A 23344-nucleotide genomic window follows, 5' to 3' on the forward strand; every position below is an offset into this window, starting at 1 on the left:
CGGGTCAGTTCGGCAACCTTGACCATGTCGGCAACCAGCTTGGGATCGGCGCCCTCGCTTTTCGCGCCGACGATCGCTTCTTCGGTTGCGGCAGGCAGGTAGTTGAGGCCGACGACGATGTTCCAGCGGTCCATCTGGCCCTGGTTGATCGCCTGGGTCCCATGATAAAGCCCGCTGGTATCGCCAAGCCCCACGGTATTGGCGGTCGCGAACAGGCGGAAGTTGGGATCCGGCCGGATCACGCGATTCTGGTCGAGCAAGGTAAGCTTGCCCTGCTGCTCGAGCACCCGCTGGATCACGAACATCACATCGGGCCGCCCGGCATCGTATTCGTCGAACACCAGCGCGACCGGATGCTGCAATGCCCAGGGCAGCAGCCCTTCGCGAAACTCCGTCACCTGCAATCCGTCGCGCAGCACGATCGCGTCGCGCCCGATCAGGTCGATCCGGCTGATATGGGCATCGAGATTGATGCGGATGCACGGCCAGTTCAGCCGCGCTGCCACCTGTTCGATATGGGTCGATTTGCCGGTGCCGTGATATCCCTGCACCATGACCCGGCGATCATGCGCGAAGCCGGCGAGGATCGCGAGGGTGGTGTCCGGATCGAAGACGTAGCTGTCATCGCGGTCGGGCGTGCGTTCGTCGGGCTTGCTGAAGGCCGGCACCTTCCAGTCGACATCGATCCCGAAGGTTTCCCGCACGTCGAGTTCGATATCGGGCGCAGGCAGGACGGTTTTCGCGGCAGCGTCGAAGCTCTTGTCGGTCATCTCGTTCATCGCGTTCGCGACCTAGGGATGAAACGCAGGCGCGCCAAGCCTATATCGCCGCGATGGCTCCCCCCGATCCGATCGAATTCCTGCGTCAGCAGATCGTCGGCAGCGTCCGCGCGACCTTCAACGAAGGCAATGCCGATCCGCCCTCCCGGCCGCCCTCGGACGATGCGCTGTTCGAGCGCGACAGCCCGATCCGCCAGGTTCATGCCGATATCGTCGGAATGATGGTCGGCGGCATCCGCGGGCTGTTCCTGCAGATGCTTCATCCCCATGCCTTGCAGGGGGTGCTCGATTTTTCGAACTTTCGCGAGGACATGCGCGGAAGGCTCAGCCGTACGGCGCGCTTCATCGCCGACACGACCTTCGCGCACCGGGACGACGCGATGGCGGCGATCGGGCGGGTCAACCGTATCCACACCAAAATCAATGGCACCTTGCCCGACGGCACGCCCTATTCGGCGACCGATCCCGGAACCCTCGCCTGGGTTCACGTGGCCGAGGCGACGAGTTTTCTGGCCGGTTACATGCGCGTCACCCGCCCCGATATGCCGGGGTACGAACAAGACGAATACTATCGCCAGTTCGCCGTCATCGCCCGCGCGCTCAACGCCGACCCGGTGCCGACCAGCCGGCGGGAAGCGGAGGTTTTGTTCCGCGAGATGCGCGGCGAATTGCGCGGCAGCGTCGAAGCGCGCGAGGTGGCGCAATTCGTCGCCAACGTCCGCCCCGAAGGCACCCCGCCCGCGCTTCAGATCGCGATCGTGAGCGAGGCGATCTCTCTGCTGCCCCCGTTTGCCCGGTCGATGCTGGCCCTCGAACGCCCGGTCATGGGCGGCATACCGGCACGCGCAGCGACCTGGGGCGTCGGGCGCACTCTGCGGTGGGCATTCCGCCAGACCTAGGTCACCGCCATGCGGTCCGTCAGGCGAGAGCGCGCGATCGGCGCAGCAACTGATACGCCTCGACCACCCGGCCAAGCCGCGCCTCGTGCGATCGGTCGCCCCCGTTGCGATCGGGGTGATAGCGGCGAACCAGCTCGGTATAGCGCCGCCGCAGCCGCCGCTGATCGACATCGCTGCCGAGGCCCAGCATTTCCAAAGCCTCGGCCTCCTCGCGGCTGAAACGGCCGCCCTGCCCCACCTCGGCCTCGCGTGCGGCCCGGCTGCGGATACCGCGTGCGCGGGCCGCGATCGCGTCGAGCGGATCGTCGTAATCCGCCCACCGGGGCAGCCCGTCGACGCCGGCGCCAGCGCGAAAACCGGGGCTTTCGGTTCTCCAGCCCATGGCCGGCGCCTGCGCCTCGAGTATCTCGTCGGCGCTCATCCCCACGAACCAGTCGTATCCGGCATTAAATTCGCGCACATGTTCAAGGCACATCCAGCGCCATTCGCCCGGCCCGTCGAAGCCGTGGGCCGCAGTGCCCGGCGCGCGATATTCACCCGGTTCGGCGCAGAGAGGATGCTCGCACACCCGCCCGCTGTCCTGATACCGTCCGTGAAACTTTGTCTGGCGCATTCGTTGTAGGATGGGGAGCGACGGCGCCCGAGAAAACCCCGCCAGCAGGAGAATTTGCCCGATGACCGGTCCCGTGCAGCAGGAGATGGAGCGTTTGCTGATCCAGGCGTTCCGCCCGACCCGCCTCGAAGTCATCAACGACAGCGCCCGTCATCACGGACATGCGGGAGACGACGGCAGCGGCGAATCGCATTTCACCGTAGTGATCGAGGCACCCGCCTTCGCCGGAACCAACCGCGTCGAACGGCAGCGGATGGTCAATCGCGCACTTGGCGATATCCCGGGAGAGCGGGTGCACGCCCTGTCGATCCAGGCCTCGGCACCGAAGTCCTGAGCCGAACTTGCACCGGCGCGACAGTACGCGGCTCTGGACAGCGGCGGCGGAATGCCTTTCAACCCATGCAGCGCATGATCCGCCGCCACGAGGAGCGTAACACCGCATGAGCCCCTTTGACCTGTTGCTGACCCCGACGACCCACGATCTTGGCCAGTTCGAGGTCCGACGGGTGCTTCCGGCCCGCGCGCGACGAATGATCGGGCCGTTCATCTTCGTCGACGAATTCGGTCCGGCACAGCTCGATCTCGGGGCCGGGATGGATGTTCGCCCGCATCCGCATATCAATCTGGCCACCGTCACCTGGCTGTTCGAAGGCGCGATCGACCATCGCGACAGCATCGGCAGCCATGCGACCATCCGGCCCGGGCAGGTCAATTTGATGACTGCGGGGCGCGGGATCGTCCATTCCGAACGCTCGCCCGGCGCCGAACGTGCAGCCGGGCCGCGGCTGTACGGGATGCAGACGTGGCTGGCCCTTCCCGACGGGCGCGAGGAGATTGATCCGGCCTTCGAGGCCGTGACCGACCTCCCCATCGTCGAGGACAGCCGTTCGCGCGCCACCGTCATCATGGGCGAACTGTGGGGTGAGCGCGCGCCAACGACCACCCATTCCCACACCATCTATGCCGAAATCGTCCTTGGCCCCGGCGGCTGCCTGCCGATCGAGGACGATGCCGACGAACGGGCAGTCATGCTCGTCGGCGGGGAGGCGAGCGTCGATGGCCATGCGCTCGAGCTGTATCAGCTGGCGGTCCTTGCCCCCGGCCGCGAGATGACCCTGGCAAGCAAGGACGGCGGGCGAATCATGCTGCTGGGCGGCGAAGCGTTCGAGACGAAGCGTCACGTCTGGTGGAACTTCGTCAGTTCCAGCCGCGAGCGGATCGAACAGGCCAAGGCCGACTGGCGCGAGCAGCGCTTCCCGCTGGTACCGGGCGATACCGAGGAACGCATCCCGCTGCCCGAAGGCCCACCCAAGACGGTCACCTATCCATGAGCGTCGAGCCCGCCCAACTGGACGGAAAGACTGCATGGATCACCGGTGCATCGCGCGGCATCGGCGCAGCATTGGCCCGCGAAACGGCGGCGCGAGGTGCGGCCGTGATCCTTTCGGGCCGCGATACCGCCCGGCTGAAAGAGGTGGCAGGCGAATTGCCGGGAAATGCGCTGGTGCTGCCGTTCGACGTGCGCGACACCGACGCGATGCACGAAGCCACGCGGGCGGCGACGTCATGGCGCAGCGGCGTCGACCTCTTCGTTGCCAATGCCGGCGTTTCGCAGCGTAGCGCCGCGCTCGAAACCGCCCCGCAGGTTTACAGGGATATCATCGAGATCGATCTCATCGCGCAGATCGCGGCGACGCAGGCGCTCTTGCCCCACATGGCCTCACGCGGTGAAGGGCGGCTGGTGTTCATCAGTTCCATCGCCGGCAAGGTCGGGGTGCCGCTGCGCACGGCCTATTGCGCGGCCAAGCATGGGCTTATCGGCTACGCCGATGCGCTGCGCGCGGAACTCAGCCAGAGCGGCGTTTCGGTCCACGTCGTGTGCCCCGGCTCGGTCGCGACCGATGTCAGCCGCAACGCCTTGCAGGCCGATGGTTCGCGCCGCGGGGTCAGCGACAAGGCGATCGATGGCGGGCTGCCGCCAGGCGAGGCTGCCCGGGAGATGCTCGATGCGATCCTGCGGGGCGAGCGCGAGATCATCGTCGCGCGCGGGTTCGAGCAGGCCATGGGCGAGACGCGCCGCACACCCGAGGCATTGCTAGACCAGGTCGCGGCGATGGTCGCCAGCGGCTACATGGATCGATTGAAAGCGGACCGATGAGCGCAGATGGCGCACAGCGGTTCGAACTGCCGAACGGCATCGCGCTCGACTATTCCGATACGGGGCCGCAGGATGCGCCGGCCTTGATCTTCCTGCACGGCTTTCCCGAAAACCGGCACAGCTGGCGCCACCAGATCGCGCATCTTTCCGACCGGTTCCGCTGTATCGCGCCCGATCAGCGCGGCTATGCCGGTTCGTCGAAACCTGCGGGGGTGGGGAGCTACCGGGCAGACCAGCTGGTGGGCGATATCTTCCTGCTCGCCGCCGAATTGGCGGTCGAACGGTTCACCATCGTCGGTCACGATTGGGGCGGCGCCATAGCGTGGGGCGTGGCGATGGCAGGTCAGGCGAATGGTAAGGTTGGCAGGGCGGTGATCGCCAACGCCCCGCACCCGGCCATCTTCCAGCGATTGCTCTATACCGACCCGGCGCAGCGACAAGCGAGCCAATACATGCGCGCCTTCCGCGATCCGGCGAGCGACGCACTGGTGGAGCAAGCGGGCCTCGGCGCATTGCTCGAACGCGAGATCAGCTGGGACGCGGCCGCGCGGATGGAACCGGACGAACGCGCGCTCCTCGAACGGCAATGGCAGGACCGCGAGGCAGCCATCGCGATGCTGAACTGGTATCGCGCCAGTCCGGTCGACGTGCCTGCACCCGATGCGCCCTATGCCCTCCCCCCGGGCTTCGCGCCCTATGCCGCCCCGCGCCTGACAATTCCCACGCTGGTGATCTGGGGTATGGAGGACCGCGCGCTTCCGCCCGCCAACATCGCCGGGCTCGACACGCTCATTGACGATCTCATCGTACACGAGGTGCCGGGAGCGGGGCATTTCGTCCAGTGGGAGGCCCCGCGTGAAGTCAACCGTGCGCTCGATGCCTTTCTTGAGGCGACGGCCTACTAGCCGCCCAGCCATTTTACCCACCGTCCGTGGGGATGCGCATTCGCCAGATGCGTTTCGTCCTCGCCGCCCGGCCAGTAGCGAACGCGCAATTCGTGAGCGAAGGTCTGGCGGTTGGTCTCCAGCGCGACCCAGGCGAGCGGGCTATCCCGACCCGCTCTGTCCCCGGCTGCCTCGATGGCGGCGACACACCGGGCCTGTTCGGCATCCTCCATGTATTGCCACATGATCGAGTGCATGACCGCGCGGGTAATGCCGGGCCGCTGCGGCTGCCGAAACATGGTTTCGAGCCAGGAAGCGGCGTTCGCCTTGTCGATCCGGGGCGGGGTTTCGCGGGCCAGCGCGATGGCGGCGTCCATGCGCGCCATGCGTTCGGGAGCGTCCGGCCAGATGTAGGCTTTAAGCCGAAGTGCCTGATCGGGATCGCTCAGATCGACTGGGGCAATATCGCAGCCCCTTGCATCCGCGATGCAGGGGGCGCTGGCCGGGGGCGAAGCACCGCGCCATTCCGGCGCAATGTGCATGGCACTCTGCACAGGGCCGACGACCGTCTTGCCGAGGCGGTAGCGATAGCGGCCCATCATCGTGTTGATCCCGGCAATCGCACCGATTTCCAGGAGGCTGAAACGCGCCGTCGTCCGCCCATCGGCAAGCCACAGGAGCGCCGCCATGAAGCTCGCTGAACGCCCCGCCTCGTTGGTCTGCAGCGGACTGCCGAGCCAGGGGAGCAGCCGCGCGTCGAACCGCTTCAGGAGGTCGCCCACCAGTACATCGATATCGGCCTGATCGGTCAGCTGTCCGTCATAGACCCGCTCCAGCTGCGGGGCATCGCCGGTCAGCATGAGGTGATGCAGGCCGCCGGCAATGCGCAGGGGCATCGCGTCGCGCAGGCTGAGTCCCTCCCACCCCAGGATCCGCCGTGCGGTGACGGAACTGCCTTCCTCCAATGCGAGCATCGCGCGAATGATACGCGCTGTTCCCGGGGCGCCGTTACGCGCTGCATGGTCCGCCTGCCATGCGATCGCGTCCGCGACCGATACGGTGTCCATGACCCCGCGCTGATCCATATGCGTTGCCCTTTCCGGCCGCCGTGCCTATCTGCGCGCTTCGCCATGCCCAGCCCGCTGATCTTTGCCGTCCCCAAGGGGCGTATCCTCGATGAGGCGCTGCCGGTGATGGCACGGGCCGGAGTGGTGCCGGATGCCGCCTTTCACGACAAGGCAAACCGCGCGCTCACGTTCGAAACCACCCGCGCAGACATGCGCATCATCCGCGTGCGCGCGTTCGACGTTGCCACCTTTGTGGCGCATGGCGCGGCGCAGCTGGGGATCGTGGGGTCCGACGTGATCGAGGAGTTCGACTATGCCGAACTGTACGCGCCCGTCGATCTCGACATCGGCCATTGCCATCTTGCGGTCGCCTATCCGCGCGGCGACGACGCCGTCGCAGGTGCCAGCCATTTGCGGGTCGCGACCAAATATCCCAACATCACCCGCCGCCATTTCGAGGCGCAGGGCATCCAGGCCGAATGCGTCAAGCTCAACGGCGCGATGGAGATCGCCCCCGAACTGGGCCTGGCCGGACGCATCGTGGATCTGGTCAGCACCGGGACGACCTTGCGCGAGAACGGACTGGTCGAGGCCGACCGCATCCTCGCCGTATCGGCGCGGCTGATCGTGAACCGCGCGGCTTGGAAGACCGACCCTCGCGTGGGCCAGCTGGTCGAGGCGTTCCGTGAAACCTGTCTTCAGACGGATACGCTGCAATGCGCTTCCTGACGGCGGGCGATCCCGGGTTCTCGGAGGCCTTCGACCGCGTGGTGCGCGATCGGCGGGAAAGCGATGCCGACGTATCGCGCGACGTCGCGGCAATCCTCAACGAGGTGCGCGAGCGCGGTGACGAAGCGCTAGTCGAATATACGATGCGGCTCGACGGTCATCGCCTCGGGGCCGAGAGCGGGTGGTCGGTCTCGCCTGAGGAATGTGCAGCGGCCTATGCCGGCCTTGAGCCGGCGCTGCGCGATGCGCTCGATCTGGCCGCAGGACGCATCGCGGCATATCATCGGGGCCAGCTTCCCCAGGACCGCGACTATACCGACGATGTGGGAATGCGCCTCGGCGCGCGCTGGCGACCGGTGGATGCGGCGGGGCTCTACGTCCCCGGCGGGAGGGCGGCCTATCCCTCGTCGCTGCTGATGAATGCCATTCCCGCCAAGGTTGCCGGCGTCGGGCGGCTGGTCGTCACCACCCCCACTCCCAAGGGCGAGGCCAACCCGCTCGTGCTGGCGGCGGCACATCTTGCCGGCGTCGACGAGGTGTGGCGCATCGGCGGCGCACAGGCGATCGCGGCGCTGGCCTACGGCACCCGCCGGATCGCACCGGTCGATGTCGTCACCGGCCCCGGCAACGCCTGGGTGGCAGAGGCAAAGCGCCAGCTTTACGGCGTGGTCGGGATCGACATGGTTGCCGGGCCGAGCGAAATCCTCGTCATTGCCGACCGGCACAACGATCCCGAATGGATTGCGGCCGACCTTCTCAGCCAGGCCGAGCACGATCCTGCCAGCCAATCCATCCTCATCACCGACGACCGCGCCTTCGCCGCCCAGGTGGAGGACGCCATCGACGTGCAGATGGTGCGTCTCGCCTCGGCCCGGATTGCACAGGAAAGCTGGGAAAGGCATGGTCTGATCATCGTCGTCAGCGATCTTGCCGATGCCGTCCCCCTCGCCAACCGGTTAGCGGCGGAGCATGTGGAACTGGCAGTCGCCGATCCCGAGGCGCTGTTTACCGGCCTGCGTCATGCCGGCAGCGTCTTTCTGGGGCGGCATACGCCCGAGGCGGTCGGTGATTATCTGGCCGGCCCCAATCATGTCCTTCCCACCGGCCGCAGGGCACGTTTTTCCAGCGGGCTGTCGGTGCTCGATTTCATGAAGCGCACGAGTTTTATCGGGGCGACCCCGGACGCGCTGGCCGCAGTCGGCCCAGCCGCCATCAGGCTGGCCGAGGCCGAGGGGCTGCCTGCCCATGCGCTGTCCATTGCAAAGAGGCTTACGTGACCGTTAATCCCCGTTCTCAGGCCCGTAGCGCCGCCCGCCTGGGCGCCGTTCAGGCATTGTATCAGCTGGAGATGGAGAGGACGCCGACCGCGCGACTACTCGATGAATTTCACCAGCACCGGCTGGGCAAGACCATCGAGGATACCGAGTTCGCGGCCGCCGACGTTGCCTTCTTCGACGACGTCGTGCGCGGCGTCGAGGCGCGCCGGTCCGAGATCGACGAGCGTATCGCAAGCCATCTCGCCCAAGGCTGGGCGCTTGCGCGGCTGGACCGGACGATGCTGCAGATATTGCGCGCCGGCACCTACGAACTTCTCGCCCGTCCCGACGTCCCCAGGGCTGCCGCGATCAGCGAATATGTCGATGTCGCCAAGGCCTTTTTCGAGGATCGCGAGGCGAAGTTCGTCAATGGCGTGCTCGATGCGGTGGCGCGGGATATCGCCCCCGCAGACTAGGGATCGGCGCGGTCGATGAAGGTCAGCGGAATATCGATCCGCTGCGCCCACGCATTTTCCTCGTGCTCGGCGCCGAAGAACGCCCGGCTTTCATAGGCCGGTCCGCGCCACCCACGCTGCGCCATCATCGCGTCGAACGCTTCGAAAAAGGGTGGGTAGAACGCATCGAGCGTCGCGGTGCCGTGATCGATGTAGATCCGGTTGCGGGCAGGATCGAGCCGGGTTTGCGCGAAATAGCTGGCGAATGCATCCGCCACCTGCGCCGCCCGTCTGGCTGGTTCACCCTGATCGGGCGCGGCAAGCGGAAGGTGGGTGGACAGGCCGGCGGCCTGCCCGAACACATCGGGATATTCCGCCATCAGGTAGATGCTCATCAAGCCGCCCATCGATGAACCCATGACGGCGGTATCGGAGGCTGTGGGGAGCGTGCGAAAGGCGGCGTCGACCCGGGGCTTGAGCGTGCGCGCGATCATGGCCGCATAGCGATCGCCTCGCAGCGCCGGACCTGCCTTAATACCCTCGACGTCGATAGTCCTGACCGCCTCGCGGATCTCGGCAGGCAGATGCTCCATCAGCTTTTGCGGAAACAGCGTCTGGTAGCGGTTTGCCGGGCTGCGAAGTCCGACGACGATCCATTCGCGCAGGTCGCCCCTTGCGGCCATCCGCGTCACCGCCTCGTCGATTTGCCATTCCTTGTTGAAGTTCGATAATCGCGGATCGAAGATGTTTTCTGCATCGTGCATGTAGACCACCGGAAACCGCCGTTCCGGATGCAGCGCATAACCTTCTGGCAGCCAGACCCAGATATCCGTCACCCCGACCTCGCGGGCGGGGGCATGGTCCGGCCACCAGACGATGGTGCCGCTGGACGGCGTCGGAACGGCGGGCCGGGGCGGGGCATCGCTCTGGGCGAATGCGGGCGACGCCAATCCCATCGTGAGGGCGATCAGGATGCGCAAGACTGGTGACATGCCGCAATCTCCATGCGATGCGCCTTACCCATATGAGCAAAGGTGGGGCCGCACAAAGGCGATGACGGGCGAGTTCGGGTTCATCGCTGCCTTGCGGTCCCTGGCGAACCATCCCGCCGCACGGGACCTGATGGACGATGCCGCAGTCCTCGAGGTCGGCGGCGAAACACTCGTGCTGACCCACGATACACTGTGCGAGGGAGTTCACATCCGCCGGGATGAGGATCCGGCGGACATCGCATGGAAGCTGGTGGCCGTGAACCTCTCCGATCTAGCCGCCAAGGGCGCGGTTCCGCTCGGCCTGCTGCTCACGCACAGCCTTGGAGACAGCGCTGGCGATGCCCGTTTCGTCACCGGGCTCGGCGAGGTCATGGCGGCCTATGATGTCCCGCTGCTGGGCGGCGATACCGTGCGCGCCGAAGGGCCGCGGGCGTGGAGCTGCACCGCAATCGGACGCGCCGCCCACACGCCGGTCCCGGCGCGCACGGGGGCACGCGAAGGCGATGCGATCTATGTCACCGGCGCAGTCGGGCTGGCCATGCTGGGCCTTGCCGAAGGCGAGCGCGGCACCGGCAGCGCGGCCGATCTGGCCTATCGCCGCCCCCGTCCGCTGCTGGCGGAAGGCTGCGCGCTGGCCCCGGTCGTCACGGCGATGATGGACATCTCCGACGGCCTGCTGCTGGATGCGGCACGGATGGCACGCGCCAGCGCCGTGACCTTCGATCTTCACGCCGGTCGGATCCCGCTGGCCGATCCCGGGCGCGCGCAGGAATGCATGACCTGGGGCGACGATTACCAGCTACTCTTTACCGCCGATAAGCGGACCTCGCTGCCGGTCGGCGCCCACCGGATAGGCACGGTGATCGCGACCCGCGCAGACCCCCTGAGGCTGGACGGCCAAGACCCCGGGATCGATCGGCTCGGCTATATTCACTAGCGGCTGGACACACTCGCTTATCAAGCGCCCTTGCCACGCAACATTCGCTCTATATACCTCCCGTTCATAATATAGAGTTTCCTCGCGCCCGTGGTTGGCCAAGGGGAAGCCAGCAAAGGGAGGCTTTCATGGATCTTGTGCTGATTTCCATCGCACTGGGACTGCTTGCGATCGTCTACGGCTTCGTCACCAGTCGGCAGGTGCTCAACAGCGGCGCGGGCAATGCGCGCATGCAGGAAATCGCGGCTGCGATCCAGGAAGGGGCGCAGGCCTATCTCAAGCGGCAATACACCACCATCGCCGTGGTCGGCGTGGTGGTTGCCGTGCTGGTCTATGTTTTCCTCGGCTCCATTCCGGCCATCGGTTTCGTGATCGGCGCCATCCTGTCGGGGGTGGCCGGCTTTATCGGAATGAACATTTCGGTCCGCTCCAACGTCCGCACCGCCGCTGCCGCGCAGAGCGGGCTGCAACAGGGCCTGACCCTCGCCTTTCGCGCCGGTGCCATCACCGGGATGCTGGTCGCCGGGCTGGCCCTGCTCGCGATCGCCGCCTTCTTCGGCTATCTCGTCGGCGTCGCCGGCTACGCCCCCAACAGCCGCCCGGTGATCGACGGACTGGTCGGGCTAGCCTTCGGCGCCTCGCTGATCTCGATCTTCGCGCGGCTTGGCGGCGGCATCTTCACCAAGGCTGCGGATGTCGGCGCGGATCTCGTCGGCAAGGTCGAAGCCGGCATTCCCGAAGACGATCCCCGCAACCCCGCCGTCATTGCCGACAACGTGGGCGACAATGTGGGAGACTGCGCCGGCATGGCGGCCGACCTGTTCGAAACCTACGTGGTGACCGTCGGCGCGACGATGGTTTTAACCGCGCTGTTGTTCGGCGGCGTGGGCGACCTTCTGCTACCCATGATGGCGCTGCCGCTGCTGATTGGCGGTGCGTGCATCGTGACCAGCATCATCGGCACGTATTTCGTCCGCCTCGGGCGTGGCCGACCGAACGTGATGGGGGCGATGTACAAGGGTTTTCTCGTCACCGCGCTGCTGTCGATCCCGCTGATCTGGCTGGCGATCAACTTCGCGCTGGGCGGGATGGATACCACGATCCTGCCCAGCTTCGAAGATGTCGCAGGCGGACAACCTATCGCCGAGGAAGGGCTGGCCGAGCAGGTGATCGGCTTCAGCGGCTGGGATCTGTTTTTCTGCTCTTTGCTTGGCCTAGCGATTACCGGGATCATCATCTGGATCACCGAATATTACACGGGGACCAATTTCCGCCCGGTACGCTCGATCGCCAAAGCCTCGGAAACGGGCCATGGCACCAACGTCATCCAAGGGCTTGCGATCAGCCTTGAATCGACAGCGCTGCCGACGCTTGTCATCGTGACGGGGATCATCGTCGCCTTCCAGTTCGCGGGCCTGATCGGAATCGCCTATGCCGCGACTGCGATGCTGGCGCTGGCCGGGATGGTGGTCGCCCTTGACGCCTACGGACCAGTGACGGACAATGCCGGCGGCATCGCCGAGATGGCCGGGCTGGATGACAGCGTGCGCGAGAAAACCGACCTGCTCGACGCGGTGGGCAATACCACCAAAGCCGTAACCAAGGGCTATGCGATCGGTTCGGCCGGGCTTGCGGCACTGGTGCTGTTCGCCGCCTACACCACTGACCTGGGCGAGTTCTTCCCTGATATCGACGTCGATTTCAGTCTCGAAAATCCCTATGTGATCGTCGGTCTCCTGCTCGGCGCCCTGCTGCCGTATCTGTTCGGCGCGATGGGCATGACGGCGGTAGGCCGTGCCGCTGGCGATGTGGTCAAGGATGTGCGCGAACAGTTCGCGTCCGATAGCGGCATCATGGCCGGCACCAGCAAGCCCAACTACGCCCGCACAGTCGATCTGGTAACCAAGGCGGCGATCAAGGAGATGATCCTGCCCTCGATGCTGCCGGTGCTGGCGCCGATCGTGGTCTATTTCACGATCACGATGATCGCCGGCCAGGCCAACGGCTTCGCCGCGCTGGGCGCGCTTCTGCTTGGCGTGATCGTCGGCGGGCTGTTCGTCGCCCTGTCGATGACTGCCGGCGGCGGCGCATGGGACAATGCCAAGAAATACATTGAGGACGGCCATCACGGCGGCAAGGGCAGCGAGGCGCACAAGGCCGCGGTGACCGGGGATACCGTAGGCGATCCCTACAAGGATACCGCAGGCCCGGCCGTCAATCCGATGATCAAGATTACCAATATCGTCGCGCTGCTGCTGCTGGCCGCTCTCGCAGCGGGCTGAACCGGGGGCGCGCCCCCATGGCGGGGCGGCAGGTGCGCGACGGGCGCATCCGCCGCCCCGCTCTTTATTGCCGACGCGGTCGCCTTTGCGCGTCCTGCGGTGCGCTGGCCCGTTCGCTGCAAGCGCCCTCTTCACCCGAGCAATGCTGGACAGCCCGCGCATAAATACTGCGGCCCCGCCGCAAACCGTTAACTCTGTTCGTTAAACGCCGGGTAACGCCGATACTGCCTTACACAGCATACTTTACCGGATTTACACCACTTATCGGGGTTTTCACTAGGGTAACCGTTAACCCCTCTCGTCTATTCGACGTCCGACACACGAACGGGGACGACGAATGCGGGTATCTCAGAACAGGGTGGCAATGGTTTACGAAGACCTCGCCCAAAGATTTACTCTCGCCCCCAAGGATTTTTCTTTCGGAGCCTCGTTTGCTCCCGCCTTCGCCGCGGGCGGCACAAGCGCGCGAGCGCTGGCCATTTACGAGATCCAGGGCGCCGGGCATACATCGGCCTATGCCGGCACCGCGGTCGTCACGCGCGGCATCGTCACGGCGATCGATCGGGGTGGCTTCTGGCTGCAGGCGGCACAGGGGGATGGCAACGCCGCGACGTCGGACGCAATCTTCGTCGCCCATTCGACGGCCCGGATCGCAATCGGCGATGCGGTGCAGGTCGCCGGCACGGTCAGCGAGGCGGTCCGCGGTGCGGGCCTCACGATCACGACCCTCAATGCAACCGGCCTGACGATCGAAAGCCACGGCAACACGCTTCCGGATGCCGTCGTGATCGGTGAGCATGGCATCCTGCCGCCCACCGAAACGATCGAGGATGATGGCCTGACCTCCTTCGATCCAACGACGGACGGCCTCGACTTCTGGGAATCGCTGGAAGGGATGCGGGTCACTCTGGAGACCCCGCAGGCGATCACCAATACCGATCGCTTCGGCGAAACGGAGCTGATCGTTTCGCACGGCGCGGGCAGTACCGGCCTGTCCGATCGCGGGGCGTTGACGATCTCGGCGGGCGACTGGAACCCCGAGATGATCCAGCTCGACGACCGCCTGTTCGACCAGCCTTTCCTCACGATCGGGGACCGGCTCGATAGTGTCACCGGCATCCTCGGCTATGGCTACGACCGCTACGAACTGGTCGCGACCGGCACCGCGGTGGTTACAGCAGACGTCACCCTGACGCGCGAGGTTACGGGGCTGACCGGCGATGCCAATCACCTTACCGTCGCCAGCTACGATCTCTCCAACCTTGATCCGCACGACGTGCGCTTCGCGCTGGTCGCGAGCGACATTGTCGGCAATCTCGGCGCGCCCGACGTGCTGGCGGTCCAGCGGCTGCAGGATCCGGATGGCACCGGCACCGGCAGCGACCTGTCCGGGCACCCGACGGCCGACCGGCTGATCGAGGCGATCTTCCAGCAAAGCGGCATCCGCTACGTCTATGTCGAGGTCGCACCGGCCGCTGCGAACTCAACCGCCGGGCAGGAAAACGGCAACGTTCGCAACGGCTATTTCTACCGCGCGGACCGGGTCGAACTGATCGAGGGCAGCCTCCACACCATCGACCATCCGGTGTTCGCGGGAACGCGCAACCCGCTGGTTGCCACATGGCAGTTCAATGGCGAAAACGTGACCACGGTGAACGTTCATTTCACCACCCGCTTCGGCAGCGATCCGCTATGGGGGGACGAACAGAACCCCTACCACGCCGGCACGATCATGCGCACCCGCCAAATCGCGGCGGTGGATGAATACATCGAGGATCTGCTCTCGGCCGATCCGTCCGGCAATGTCATGCTGACGGGCAGCTTCGGCGGCTATCTCTTCGAGCCCGCGCAGGCTCGGCTTACCGATGACGGCCTGCTGACCAACCTTGCCACCTGGCTACCGGAAACCGAACGCTACAGCCGCATTGTCGATGGCAATGCGCAGCTGTCGGACAATACGCTGGTAAGCGGCGGGCTCGCCGGACGCGCGCAATACGATATCGTGCATTTCAATTCCGAGTTTGCAGGCCTTGGTCGCAACGGTCCGGCCGACGGGCAGGTAACCCGTTTCTATCTTCCGAATGCGCCGGAAAACGTCCGCCTCTCGGGCAATACCGTGGTCGAAAACGCTGCGGTCGGCACCGTCGTGGGCCGTCTCATGGCCGACGACACGCTGGGCGACACCTTGCGTTTCAGCCTGCTCGACAATGCCGGTGGGCGTTTTGCCGTCGATCCGGTGACCGGGATCGTCACCACGCTGGTCGTGCTCGATCACGAGAGCCTTTCGCGCTTCGAGGTGACCGGACAGGTTACCGACAGCGCCGGCCTCTCCGCCTCGGCGAGGTTGGACGTGACGGTCACCGATGCCAACGATGCCCCCGTCGCCAGCGGAGACCAATTGCGCATAAGCGAGGGTATGGCGAGCACCAACCTGACTGCCCACCTCCTCGGCAACGATACGGATCCAGATGGCGGGCGCCTGGTCATCGTCAGCGTCGACGGCACCGGCACGGCCGGCCGGGTCGAATTCGATGCGGCGAGCCAGACATTGCGCTATTTCGCACAAGGCACCACCATCGGTGGGCTCGGCGCGGGCGACACGCTGCTCGACACCTTTACCTACACGGTGCGCGACGAAAGCGGCGCCACCCATACTGCCCGTGTCGCGGTGACGATCGACGGGGTCGCCGATGACCTGGTCCTGCGCGGTGGCAACGGCAATGATCTGCTGGTGGGGGGGGCGGGCAATGATCGCCTCTACGGCGAGAACGGTACCGATACCTTGCGCGGCGACGCGGGGCGCGACTGGCTCGACGGCGGCAGGGGCAACGACACGCTCACCTGCGGCGCCGGGGCGGACGTCTTCGTCATCGATCAGGCCTCGGGACACGACACCATTACCGACTTTACGTGGGGCGAGGATTCGCTGTGCAATCCGGACCACCTCGGGATCAAGAGCTGGTCGCTTGCCGATGTCGACCGCGACGGAAAGCTCGATCTTACGCTGCAATTCGACAAGGGTGCCAAGCTGACGCTTCTGGGCGTGCTCGACCTTGGCGCGGCCATCAGCGCGGGGACGGCGCTGGTCAACAGCCTCATCTTCACCGATCGCAGCGGGGCGGACAGCCTGTCGTCGGCCCCCGGCCATGCCGCGTTCGAACCGTCGGGTGCGCTCGATACGGCCGCCGGGGCGCCGGGCAGCCTGAGCCTGCTACCCGATCACCTGACCGGCGCCGACCTGCTGTTCTGATACCGCCGCGCCGGGTGGGCCCGCCTACCCGCCCGCGTGATAGAAATCGTAGATCTGGCGCGCCACGCCCTCGCTGATACCGGGGGCGCGCTTGAGATCGTCGAGCGCGGCGGCGCGCACCTTGCCGGCGGTGCCGAAATGCAGCAGCAGGGCACGCTTGCGCGAAGGACCGATGCCGGGAATTTCGTCGAGCGGGCTTGCGCTGATCGCCCGGCTGCGCTTGGCGCGATGCGCGCCGATGGCATAGCGATGGACTTCGTCACGCAGGCGCTGGAGGTAGAACAGCACCGGTGAATTCACCGGCAGCGTCTTTTCCCGCCCGTCGGGAAAGTGAAACACCTCGCGCCCTTCGCGCCCGTGATGCGGCCCCTTGGCGATGGCGATCAGCGGCACGTCCTCGATCCCCATTTCCGCGAGCGTATCGCGGACGGCGGACATCTGGCCCTTCCCCCCGTCGATCAGTATGAGGTCGGGCCAGACAGTCTCATGCCCCGGCTGCCGGGCGGCCTTGCGCGCCGGCGTAGGCTCAGATGGGGTCACGGCGCCCTCTGACAGGTCCACGCCTCCCGCCCCGCCATCGCCGAAATCCTTTTCGGCAAGCGTCCGGAACCGCCGCGCCATGACCTCGCGCAACATGCCGAAATCATCGTTGGTTTGCGCGGTGCGGATGTTGAACTTGCGATACTGGCCCTTCTCGAACCCCTCGCCCGAGGCCACCACCATCGCGCCCAGAGCCTTGTCGCCCTGGATATGGCTGTTGTCGTAGATCTCGATCCGCTGCGGCACATCATCGAGCTCGAGAAATTCGGCCATTTCCCGCATGATGGTCGCCTTGGTGCCGCTTTCGGCCAGCCGCCGGTCGAGTGCCTCGACCGCGTTACGCTGCGCCTGCGCCATCAACCGCCGCCTGGTGCCCCGCTGCGGGATCGCAATCGCCACCCCGTGCCCCGCCTTCTCGCACAGGGCCTCTGCGATCAGGTCCTGTTCCGGCAGTTCGCGGTCGACCAGAATGTTTCGCGGGGGCGGGACTTCTTCGTAAAATTGGAGAAGTACGTCGGCCAGAACCTCGGCCTCGTCGACTTCGCCGGTGTTGCGGGGGAAGAACGCGCGGTGGCCCCAGTTCTGCCCGCCGCGAACGAAGAAGGCCTGCACCCCGATCTGTCCGCCCTTGGCCGCGAGCGCGAAGATATCGGCATCGCCAACCCCGCTTGCGTTGATCGCCTGGCTGCCTTGAATGAACGTCGCCGCGCGCAACCGGTCGCGCAGGATCGCCGCGGTCTCGAAGTCGAGCTGCTCCGCAGCGGTCGCCATCTGCCGTTCGATCCGCGCCTGGACGGCGCTGGACTTGCCCGACAGGAACTCCTTCGCCTCGCCCACCAGACTGGCATAGCCCGCCGCGTCGATCCGCCCCACGCACGGGGCCGAACAGCGCTTGATCTGGTAAAGCAGGCACGGACGGTCCCGATTGTTGAAGAAGCTGTCGGTGCAGCTGCGCAGCAGGAACAGCTTCTGCAAGGCGTTCAATGTCTTGTTGACCGAACCGGCGCTGGCGAAAGGACCATAATATTCGCCCTTCGCCCGCCGTGCGCCGCGGTGCTTCTGGATGCGCGGAAACGGATGATCGGCGCGCAGCAGGATAAAGGGAAAGCTCTTGTCGTCGCGCAACAGGACGTTGAACGGCGGCCGGTAGCGCTTGATCAGCTGCGCCTCGAGCAGCAGCGCCTCGGCCTCGGAATTGGTGACCACGATCTCCATCCGCCGGGTCTGGCTGACCATGCGCTTCAGGCGGTTGGAGAGGGCCTTGACCTGGGTGTAGTTCGCCACCCGCGCCTTGAGGCTGCGGGCCTTGCCGACATAGAGGACATCGCCCCGCGCATCGAGCATCCGGTACACCCCGGGCCGCGGCTTCAGCGTGCGTACCGTCGCCCGGATGGCCTCCACGCCGGCTTCGATATCGGGCTGCGCACCGGCAACGGTCTGCGTTGCGTTTGCTTCGTGGAAACGCTCCTCGCCGCGGGGATGATGGGGGGAACCTGCCTTGGTGCGGGACATGGGCGGCAGATAGGGCCGATCTCGCGCCGATGCCAGCCCCGCAGCGGGGTGATGGGCGGGGACGAGAGGCTCGGCGAGGTAGCGGTCCGCAAGTGCTTGCACGGGCCGTCGTTTGCGGGCACCGCCCGGCGATGAATCAGTCCCGGATCGAGCCGCCCCGCACCGTCGGCTTCGTCGGCACCGCGCTGTTCCCGCTGAACGGCATGATCGGCGCCGGCATCTTTGCCCTGCCAGCCGTACTCTATACCGCGGTCGGCGGGTTCGCGCCGTGGCTGATGTTGATCGGCGGCATCCTCTTCCTGCCGCTGGCGCTGTGCTATGCCTGGATGGCCGGGCGTTTCGAGCACAGCGGTGGCTCGGTGCTTTATGGCGAGGCCGCATTCGGGCGTTTCGTCGGCTTTCAGGCGGGCTGGGCGCGGTATGCGAGCGGGATCGTCACCGCGGCGGCTAACGCGCATGTCATGATCGCCTATCTTGCCGCCCTCTTTCCGGCGTTGGAGGGACCGGTCGCCGCATCGCTTGCGGTGGCATTCGTCATCGCGCTGATCACCGTGATCAACATCCTCGGGATGCGCGCCTCGGTCGGCACGTTGGGCCTGCTGACCGCGATCAAGCTGTTGCCGCTGGGTGCGCTGGTGATTTCGGCACTGTTCGCTGGCGGGGATCTCGGCCGGATCACTCTGCCGCAGTTCAGTGCGGTGGAGAGCGTCATCCTCCTCACCTTCTACGCCTTCATCGGCTTCGAAGTGGTGGTCGACACGGCGGGAGAGATGCGCAATCCGAAGCGCGACATTCCGCGGGCCATCGTGGCAATGGTGATGACGGTCACGCTGCTCTACATGGCGATGATCTGGGCCTTCATCCTGATCGGACCGGAAACCGCGGATGAGACCAATGCACTGGCCGGCGCCGCACGCGCATCGATGGGCCCCATCGGCGCGCTCGCGATCGTGCTGGCGGCCAGCTTCTCCATCGGAGCGAACAGCTTTGCCGCGGGCATCGCCTTGCCGCGCCTGTCTTACGGCATGGCTGAACGCGGACTGCTGCCGCGCTGGTTCGAATATGTTCATCCGCGTTATTTCACGCCGTCGAACTCGATCCTGTTCTACGGCGTGATGGCGATCCTGTTCGGACTGTGGGAAGGGTTCGAACTGCTGGCGGTGGCGGGGACGCTGATCCGCCTGATCACCTACATCGTCGTCAGCCTTGCCCTGCCCGTTCTCGAGCACCGCGAGGGGCGGATCGTGCCGCTTCACCTTGCCTGCGCACTGTTCGCGGTGGCATCCTCGATCTTCATCGCGTTCCAGGCCGAGCCGCGGGCGTGGATCGTCCTCGGCGGTCTGCTGGCGGGCGGCGCCCTGCTATACTGGATAGCCGCCCGGCAGGAGCCGGAATTTCCCATCGAACAGGCCTGATACGATGGCCGCACATGACGCGATCATCCTCGGCGGAGGCGCGGCAGGGCTGATGTGTGCCGCGCGCGCTGCACAGGCGGGCAAGAGGGTGGTGGTGCTAGAACGGGCCGAAACGGTCGGCAGAAAAATCCTCATCTCCGGCGGCGGACGATGCAATTTCACGAATATCGGCACCAGTCCGGCGAACTATCTTTCGGCCAATCCTCATTTCGCCAAGAGCGCGCTCGCCCGCTACACGGCGCGCGATTTCCTCGATCTGGTCGAGCGCCACGGCATCGCCTGGCATGAAAAGACCCTCGGTCAGCTGTTCTGCGACGGGTCCGCGCGCCAGATCGTCGACATGCTGCTGGCGGAATGCGCGGGGGGCGCGGTCGACATTCGCTGCGGCGAAACGATCAGGGGGGTTTCGCACGAAGGCAACTTTCACGTCACGACCGATCGCGGCCGGTATTCTGCCCCCGCGCTGGTGATCGCGACCGGCGGTCCGTCGATCCCCAAGTTGGGCGCCACCAGCTTTGCCTATGACCTTGCCCGGCAATTCGGACTGAAGGTGATCCAGCCGCGCCCCGCGCTCGTCCCGCTGACCCTGGGCGGCGAGGAAGTCCTGTTCGGCGATATTTCCGGCGTGGCGGCCCCGGTCCATGCGACCGCCGGCAAGGCCAGCTTTGCCGAGGCCGCCCTGTTCACCCATCGCGGGCTATCGGGTCCGGCGATCCTGCAGGCGAGTTCCTATTGGCAACCGGGCTCCGCCCTGACGATCGATTTTCTGCCTGGCCAGACAGGCGACTGGCTGCTGCAACGCAAGCGCGAAACTCCGCAGACCACGGTCAAGGCTGTACTGCGGAACCTGTTGCCCCAACGCCTTGCCGATATCCTGACCGAGCGGCTCGGGCTGGCGGGCGACCTCGGAAATCTTGGCGACAAGGCGCTGCGCCAGGCGCAGGACAGGCTTGGGCGCTGGACCTTTCACCCCAACGGCACGGAAGGGTTCGCCAAGGCCGAAGTCACGGCCGGCGGGATCGCTACCGGCGAGCTGTCCTCGCGAACGATGGAGGCCACGCGCGTCCCCGGGCTCTTCGCCATCGGGGAAGCGGTTGACGTGACGGGCTGGCTCGGCGGCTACAATTTCCAGTGGGCCTGGGCGAGCGGGGTTGCGGCAGGCGATGCGATCGGCGCGCGCTAGAACGCCTTGCGCAGATCGATGCCGAAATACCGCCCTACCGGATCGAGCCGCCGCGGATCGTAAGCCTCCGGCGTGACGCCGCTGGCATCGGTGACGCGGCGCTGTGCATCGAAGAGGTTGTCGACGACCAGCGACAGCCGCAGATCCTCCAACCAGCCGTCTTCCCGCTTCAGCACCTCATCGAGTTCCGCGAACAGGCGCAGGTCCACCGTCGCCAGGTCGCCGAAGAACAGGTCACCCTGCCCTGCCCCGTCGAAGCCGCGAATGGTCGCTTCGCCGGTGTAGCGGGCCGATACGCGGAACCCGTATCCGCGCAGGAACAACCCACCTTCGACCTGCGTCGAATGGCGCGGCACCGTGGTATTGCCGAGCAACTGGCCATCCAATTGGTCGAATACCGGCCCGGTTGCGGCAAGCTCGATTTCGTTGTCGAGCGTGAGCGTATGATTGAGGCTCGCGAAATAGCGCGGACGACGATCTCCGTCGTCCCGTCCGCGGGCGAACGGATTGGGCACGCCGCCGGCGCCATCGCCCCCGCGCCGGGCTTCGCGGCCGGCCGGGCGTTCCGGCGCCTTGCCGATCTGCCCGCGGGCGCTGAGGCCGAAGGACAGGATGCGGCTGCGGGTGCCGAAAAGGGTCAGCGGCCGGCGATCGATCGTCAACAATGATCCATCGGCGTCGCGTGTGACGCGATCGGGAAAGGCTGTCTCGAAAGCCGCGCTGAACCCCGGGGTGAAGGTGACGTTGCGCGACCGGTTGATGCCGTAATCAGCCTGCAGCCGGGCATCGTCCCAGAACGGCAGCTTCCAGTTGGCGGCGAACTGCCAGTCCGCCTGAGTCTCGGCCAGCAAACCAGGATTGCCGCCAGTGATGATGGTCGCCAGCGCCGTATTGCCGGTAAGATAGTCAAACACCGGGACATTGAACTCGTCGACCCGCGGCCGGCCGAGATCGGTAAGACCGGGCGCGACCTTGCGCCAGATGCGGGTGGCGGACAGCGACAGCGCCTCGGTCGGCTGCCAGTTCAGACCGGCGGTCCAGTTGGGCAGGGTGCCGAAGTCCGAGAGGTCTTCCGCCCCGCCCGAAAGGTTCACATTGACGCTGCCGAGCGCCCCCCAGTGGCCACCCCGCCGGGCCACGGGGATCGAGAGGTTGACCCCGCCCGCAAGGCGCCGGCGGGTCAGATCGAGCACCGTGTCGGCCCGGGAATCATTGCTACGGTAATTCTTCCAGTCCAGCCCGAGGTCGAGCGTCGTCGTCACCTCGCCCGCCGGAAGGTCGATTGGGTAACCCACCAGCGTCGCCTTGTTGACGAGGGTGGTGACGCGGGAACGCGCGATGTCGAACCCGTCCCCGGCCCGGCGATCGATCTCGGTCTCGCTCTCTTCGTACACCCCGTCGCTGGTGAGGGTGGCCGTCCAGTCGCCAAGACGGCGGTTGACGCTGCCGCCCAGCGAAAGGCTGTCGGTGCTGCCGCGCCGCTCGAGCGCCGATAACCCGTCTGCGCCCAGCCCTGAAAGTGACCGGGTCTGTGCTCGCTCGTATGTCGCATTGAGGGACAGCGACGTCCCGCTGTCGATGAAGGCACGGGCGTAATTTGCCGTCGCCTCCAGTCCGAAAGTATCAGGCAACAGGCTGCGGAACGGCGCCGCGTCCTCCTCGCCCGCAACTGCAAGCCCGCGCTCCGCCTCGGTCAGCAGGCTGCTGTCCTCGACATCGACGGTGAAGTTCAGCCGCCCGGCCTCGGCGATGCGAAGATAGGTGACGTCCTGCTCGTTGCGCGAATAGCCACCGCTGCCGGGCTGTCCGTATTCGACCTCGGCCGTGACCGCGCGGAAATTCGGCTTGAGAACGATATTCACGACGCGCTGATCGGGGGAATAGCCGAACCGCTGTGCGACGGATTCGGGAAATACCTCGAGCTTGGCGATCGCTTCGGGGGGATAGCTGCGAAACTCGCGAAAACTCGATACCCGAAGGCCGTTGATAAGGAAGACCGGCCGCCCCCCGCCCCGGCTCCCGCGCGCGTTGCTCTGCGTATCAGGGGCGATCGCTTCGAGGAGATCCTCGATCGACCCGGCGCCGAGCGCGGCGATATCCGCCTCGTCATATTCCGCGATCGGCGGCTCGTCGACGATCAGCTGCCCGCGGATGCGCGTACCCTGGACGATGATCGTCGCGGTGTCCTCGTCCTCCAGGTCCGGCTCTTCGGGCTGATCATCAGGCTGCGCGACAACGGGCGCATCGGATTGCGCTTGCGCGGCCACCGGCGCGGCAAGGATCAGGGCAATGAACGGAAGGGGGGAAAGATCATGAATACGCACGGTGACCCCGGCTAGTGATGCAGCGGTTGCGCGCCGATGAACTGGCGCGATAGGCCCCTACGCGTAAGC

The 23344-nt window shown here is 66.0% G+C and carries 19 protein-coding genes; 13 read left to right on the forward strand and 6 right to left on the reverse strand.

What is annotated here, in order from left to right:
* On the reverse strand, positions 1 to 779 hold a 779-nt coding region (locus tag ACHFFA_RS08405), incomplete at its 3' end, for an AAA family ATPase (protein ID WP_394270402.1).
* A gap of 53 nt (positions 780 to 832) precedes the next feature.
* Between ACHFFA_RS08405 and ACHFFA_RS08410 the strand changes: the two genes are divergently transcribed.
* Entirely contained in the window at positions 833 to 1678 is an 846-nt protein-coding gene (locus tag ACHFFA_RS08410) for an oxygenase MpaB family protein (protein WP_394270403.1), read from the forward strand.
* Positions 1679 to 1697: 19 nt separating this feature from the next.
* On the opposite strand, the gene ACHFFA_RS08415 is transcribed toward ACHFFA_RS08410, so the two are convergent.
* A complete protein-coding gene (locus ACHFFA_RS08415; protein WP_394270404.1) occupies positions 1698 to 2291 on the reverse strand; it encodes a J domain-containing protein in 594 nt (197 codons plus the stop codon).
* Between the two features lie 61 nt (positions 2292 to 2352).
* Here ACHFFA_RS08415 and ACHFFA_RS08420 point away from each other — a divergent pair, with 61 nt between their 5' ends.
* From ACHFFA_RS08420 to ACHFFA_RS08435, 4 genes are all read left to right on the forward strand, one after another.
* Positions 2353 to 2625, forward strand: coding sequence for a BolA family protein (locus ACHFFA_RS08420; RefSeq protein ID WP_394270405.1), 273 nt, complete (start codon positions 2353 to 2355; stop codon positions 2623 to 2625).
* Positions 2626 to 2731: 106 nt separating this feature from the next.
* The gene (locus ACHFFA_RS08425) at positions 2732 to 3622 is read left to right on the forward strand and encodes a pirin family protein (protein ID WP_394270406.1); all 891 of its coding nucleotides are present in this window, start codon (positions 2732 to 2734) and stop codon (positions 3620 to 3622) included.
* On the forward strand, positions 3619 to 4449 hold the full coding sequence (locus tag ACHFFA_RS08430; RefSeq protein WP_394270407.1) for an SDR family NAD(P)-dependent oxidoreductase: 831 nt from the start codon (positions 3619 to 3621) through the stop codon (positions 4447 to 4449). The genes ACHFFA_RS08425 and ACHFFA_RS08430 overlap by 4 nt, the downstream gene beginning before the upstream one ends.
* Complete coding sequence (locus ACHFFA_RS08435) at positions 4446 to 5354, forward strand: alpha/beta fold hydrolase (RefSeq protein ID WP_394270408.1); 909 nt, start codon at positions 4446 to 4448, stop codon at positions 5352 to 5354. Before ACHFFA_RS08430 ends, ACHFFA_RS08435 begins: the two co-directional genes overlap by 4 nt.
* Here ACHFFA_RS08435 and ACHFFA_RS08440 read toward each other — a convergent pair.
* A complete protein-coding gene (locus ACHFFA_RS08440; protein WP_394270409.1) occupies positions 5351 to 6418 on the reverse strand; it encodes a DUF2332 domain-containing protein in 1068 nt (355 codons plus the stop codon). The two genes, ACHFFA_RS08435 and ACHFFA_RS08440, sit on opposite strands and share 4 nt — an antisense overlap.
* Before the next feature lie 45 nt (positions 6419 to 6463).
* Here ACHFFA_RS08440 and hisG point away from each other — a divergent pair, with 45 nt between their 5' ends.
* From hisG to nusB, 3 genes are read left to right on the forward strand one after another with little or no spacing between them, the layout of a single operon-like run.
* Entirely contained in the window at positions 6464 to 7129 is a 666-nt protein-coding gene (gene hisG, locus ACHFFA_RS08445) for an ATP phosphoribosyltransferase (protein WP_394270410.1), read from the forward strand.
* Positions 7117 to 8406 (forward strand): histidinol dehydrogenase, encoded by a 1290-nt coding sequence (gene hisD, locus ACHFFA_RS08450; RefSeq protein ID WP_394270411.1) that lies wholly within the window; start codon positions 7117 to 7119, stop codon positions 8404 to 8406. The genes hisG and hisD overlap by 13 nt, the downstream gene beginning before the upstream one ends.
* A complete protein-coding gene (nusB, locus tag ACHFFA_RS08455; RefSeq protein ID WP_394270412.1) occupies positions 8403 to 8861 on the forward strand; it encodes a transcription antitermination factor NusB in 459 nt (152 codons plus the stop codon). The genes hisD and nusB overlap by 4 nt, the downstream gene beginning before the upstream one ends.
* Here nusB and ACHFFA_RS08460 read toward each other — a convergent pair.
* Entirely contained in the window at positions 8858 to 9832 is a 975-nt protein-coding gene (locus tag ACHFFA_RS08460; RefSeq protein ID WP_394270413.1) for an alpha/beta hydrolase, read from the reverse strand. The two genes, nusB and ACHFFA_RS08460, sit on opposite strands and share 4 nt — an antisense overlap.
* A gap of 61 nt (positions 9833 to 9893) precedes the next feature.
* On the opposite strand from ACHFFA_RS08460, the gene thiL reads away from it, so the two are divergent.
* The 3 genes from thiL to ACHFFA_RS08475 all read left to right on the forward strand — a co-directional run bounded on the left by thiL (position 9894) and on the right by ACHFFA_RS08475 (position 16301).
* Positions 9894 to 10769, forward strand: a complete 876-nt coding sequence (thiL, locus tag ACHFFA_RS08465) for a thiamine-phosphate kinase (RefSeq protein WP_394270414.1) — start codon at positions 9894 to 9896, stop codon at positions 10767 to 10769.
* Between the two features lie 128 nt (positions 10770 to 10897).
* Positions 10898 to 13051 (forward strand): sodium-translocating pyrophosphatase, encoded by a 2154-nt coding sequence (locus ACHFFA_RS08470; protein WP_394270415.1) that lies wholly within the window; start codon positions 10898 to 10900, stop codon positions 13049 to 13051.
* A 364-nt stretch (positions 13052 to 13415) separates the two neighbouring features.
* Complete coding sequence (locus ACHFFA_RS08475) at positions 13416 to 16301, forward strand: Ig-like domain-containing protein (RefSeq protein ID WP_394270416.1); 2886 nt, start codon at positions 13416 to 13418, stop codon at positions 16299 to 16301.
* A 24-nt stretch (positions 16302 to 16325) separates the two neighbouring features.
* Here the strand turns inward: ACHFFA_RS08475 and uvrC are convergent, their stop codons facing one another.
* Entirely contained in the window at positions 16326 to 18353 is a 2028-nt protein-coding gene (gene uvrC, locus ACHFFA_RS08480) for an excinuclease ABC subunit UvrC (protein ID WP_394270440.1), read from the reverse strand.
* Between the two features lie 131 nt (positions 18354 to 18484).
* On the opposite strand from uvrC, the gene ACHFFA_RS08485 reads away from it, so the two are divergent.
* Together ACHFFA_RS08485 and ACHFFA_RS08490 are read left to right on the forward strand one after the other, a co-directional pair.
* Positions 18485 to 19768 carry an APC family permease gene (locus ACHFFA_RS08485; protein WP_394270417.1) on the forward strand — a complete coding sequence of 428 codons (1284 nt, stop codon included), beginning with the start codon at positions 18485 to 18487 and terminating at the stop codon, positions 19766 to 19768.
* A gap of 4 nt (positions 19769 to 19772) precedes the next feature.
* Entirely contained in the window at positions 19773 to 20951 is a 1179-nt protein-coding gene (locus ACHFFA_RS08490; protein WP_394270418.1) for an NAD(P)/FAD-dependent oxidoreductase, read from the forward strand.
* Here the strand turns inward: ACHFFA_RS08490 and ACHFFA_RS08495 are convergent.
* Entirely contained in the window at positions 20948 to 23275 is a 2328-nt protein-coding gene (locus ACHFFA_RS08495) for a hypothetical protein (RefSeq protein WP_394270419.1), read from the reverse strand. The two genes, ACHFFA_RS08490 and ACHFFA_RS08495, sit on opposite strands and share 4 nt — an antisense overlap.
* Positions 23276 to 23344 lie beyond the last annotated feature (69 nt).

This window comes from Qipengyuania sp., from assembly GCF_043423005.1.
Lineage (GTDB): Bacteria > Pseudomonadota > Alphaproteobacteria > Sphingomonadales > Sphingomonadaceae > Qipengyuania.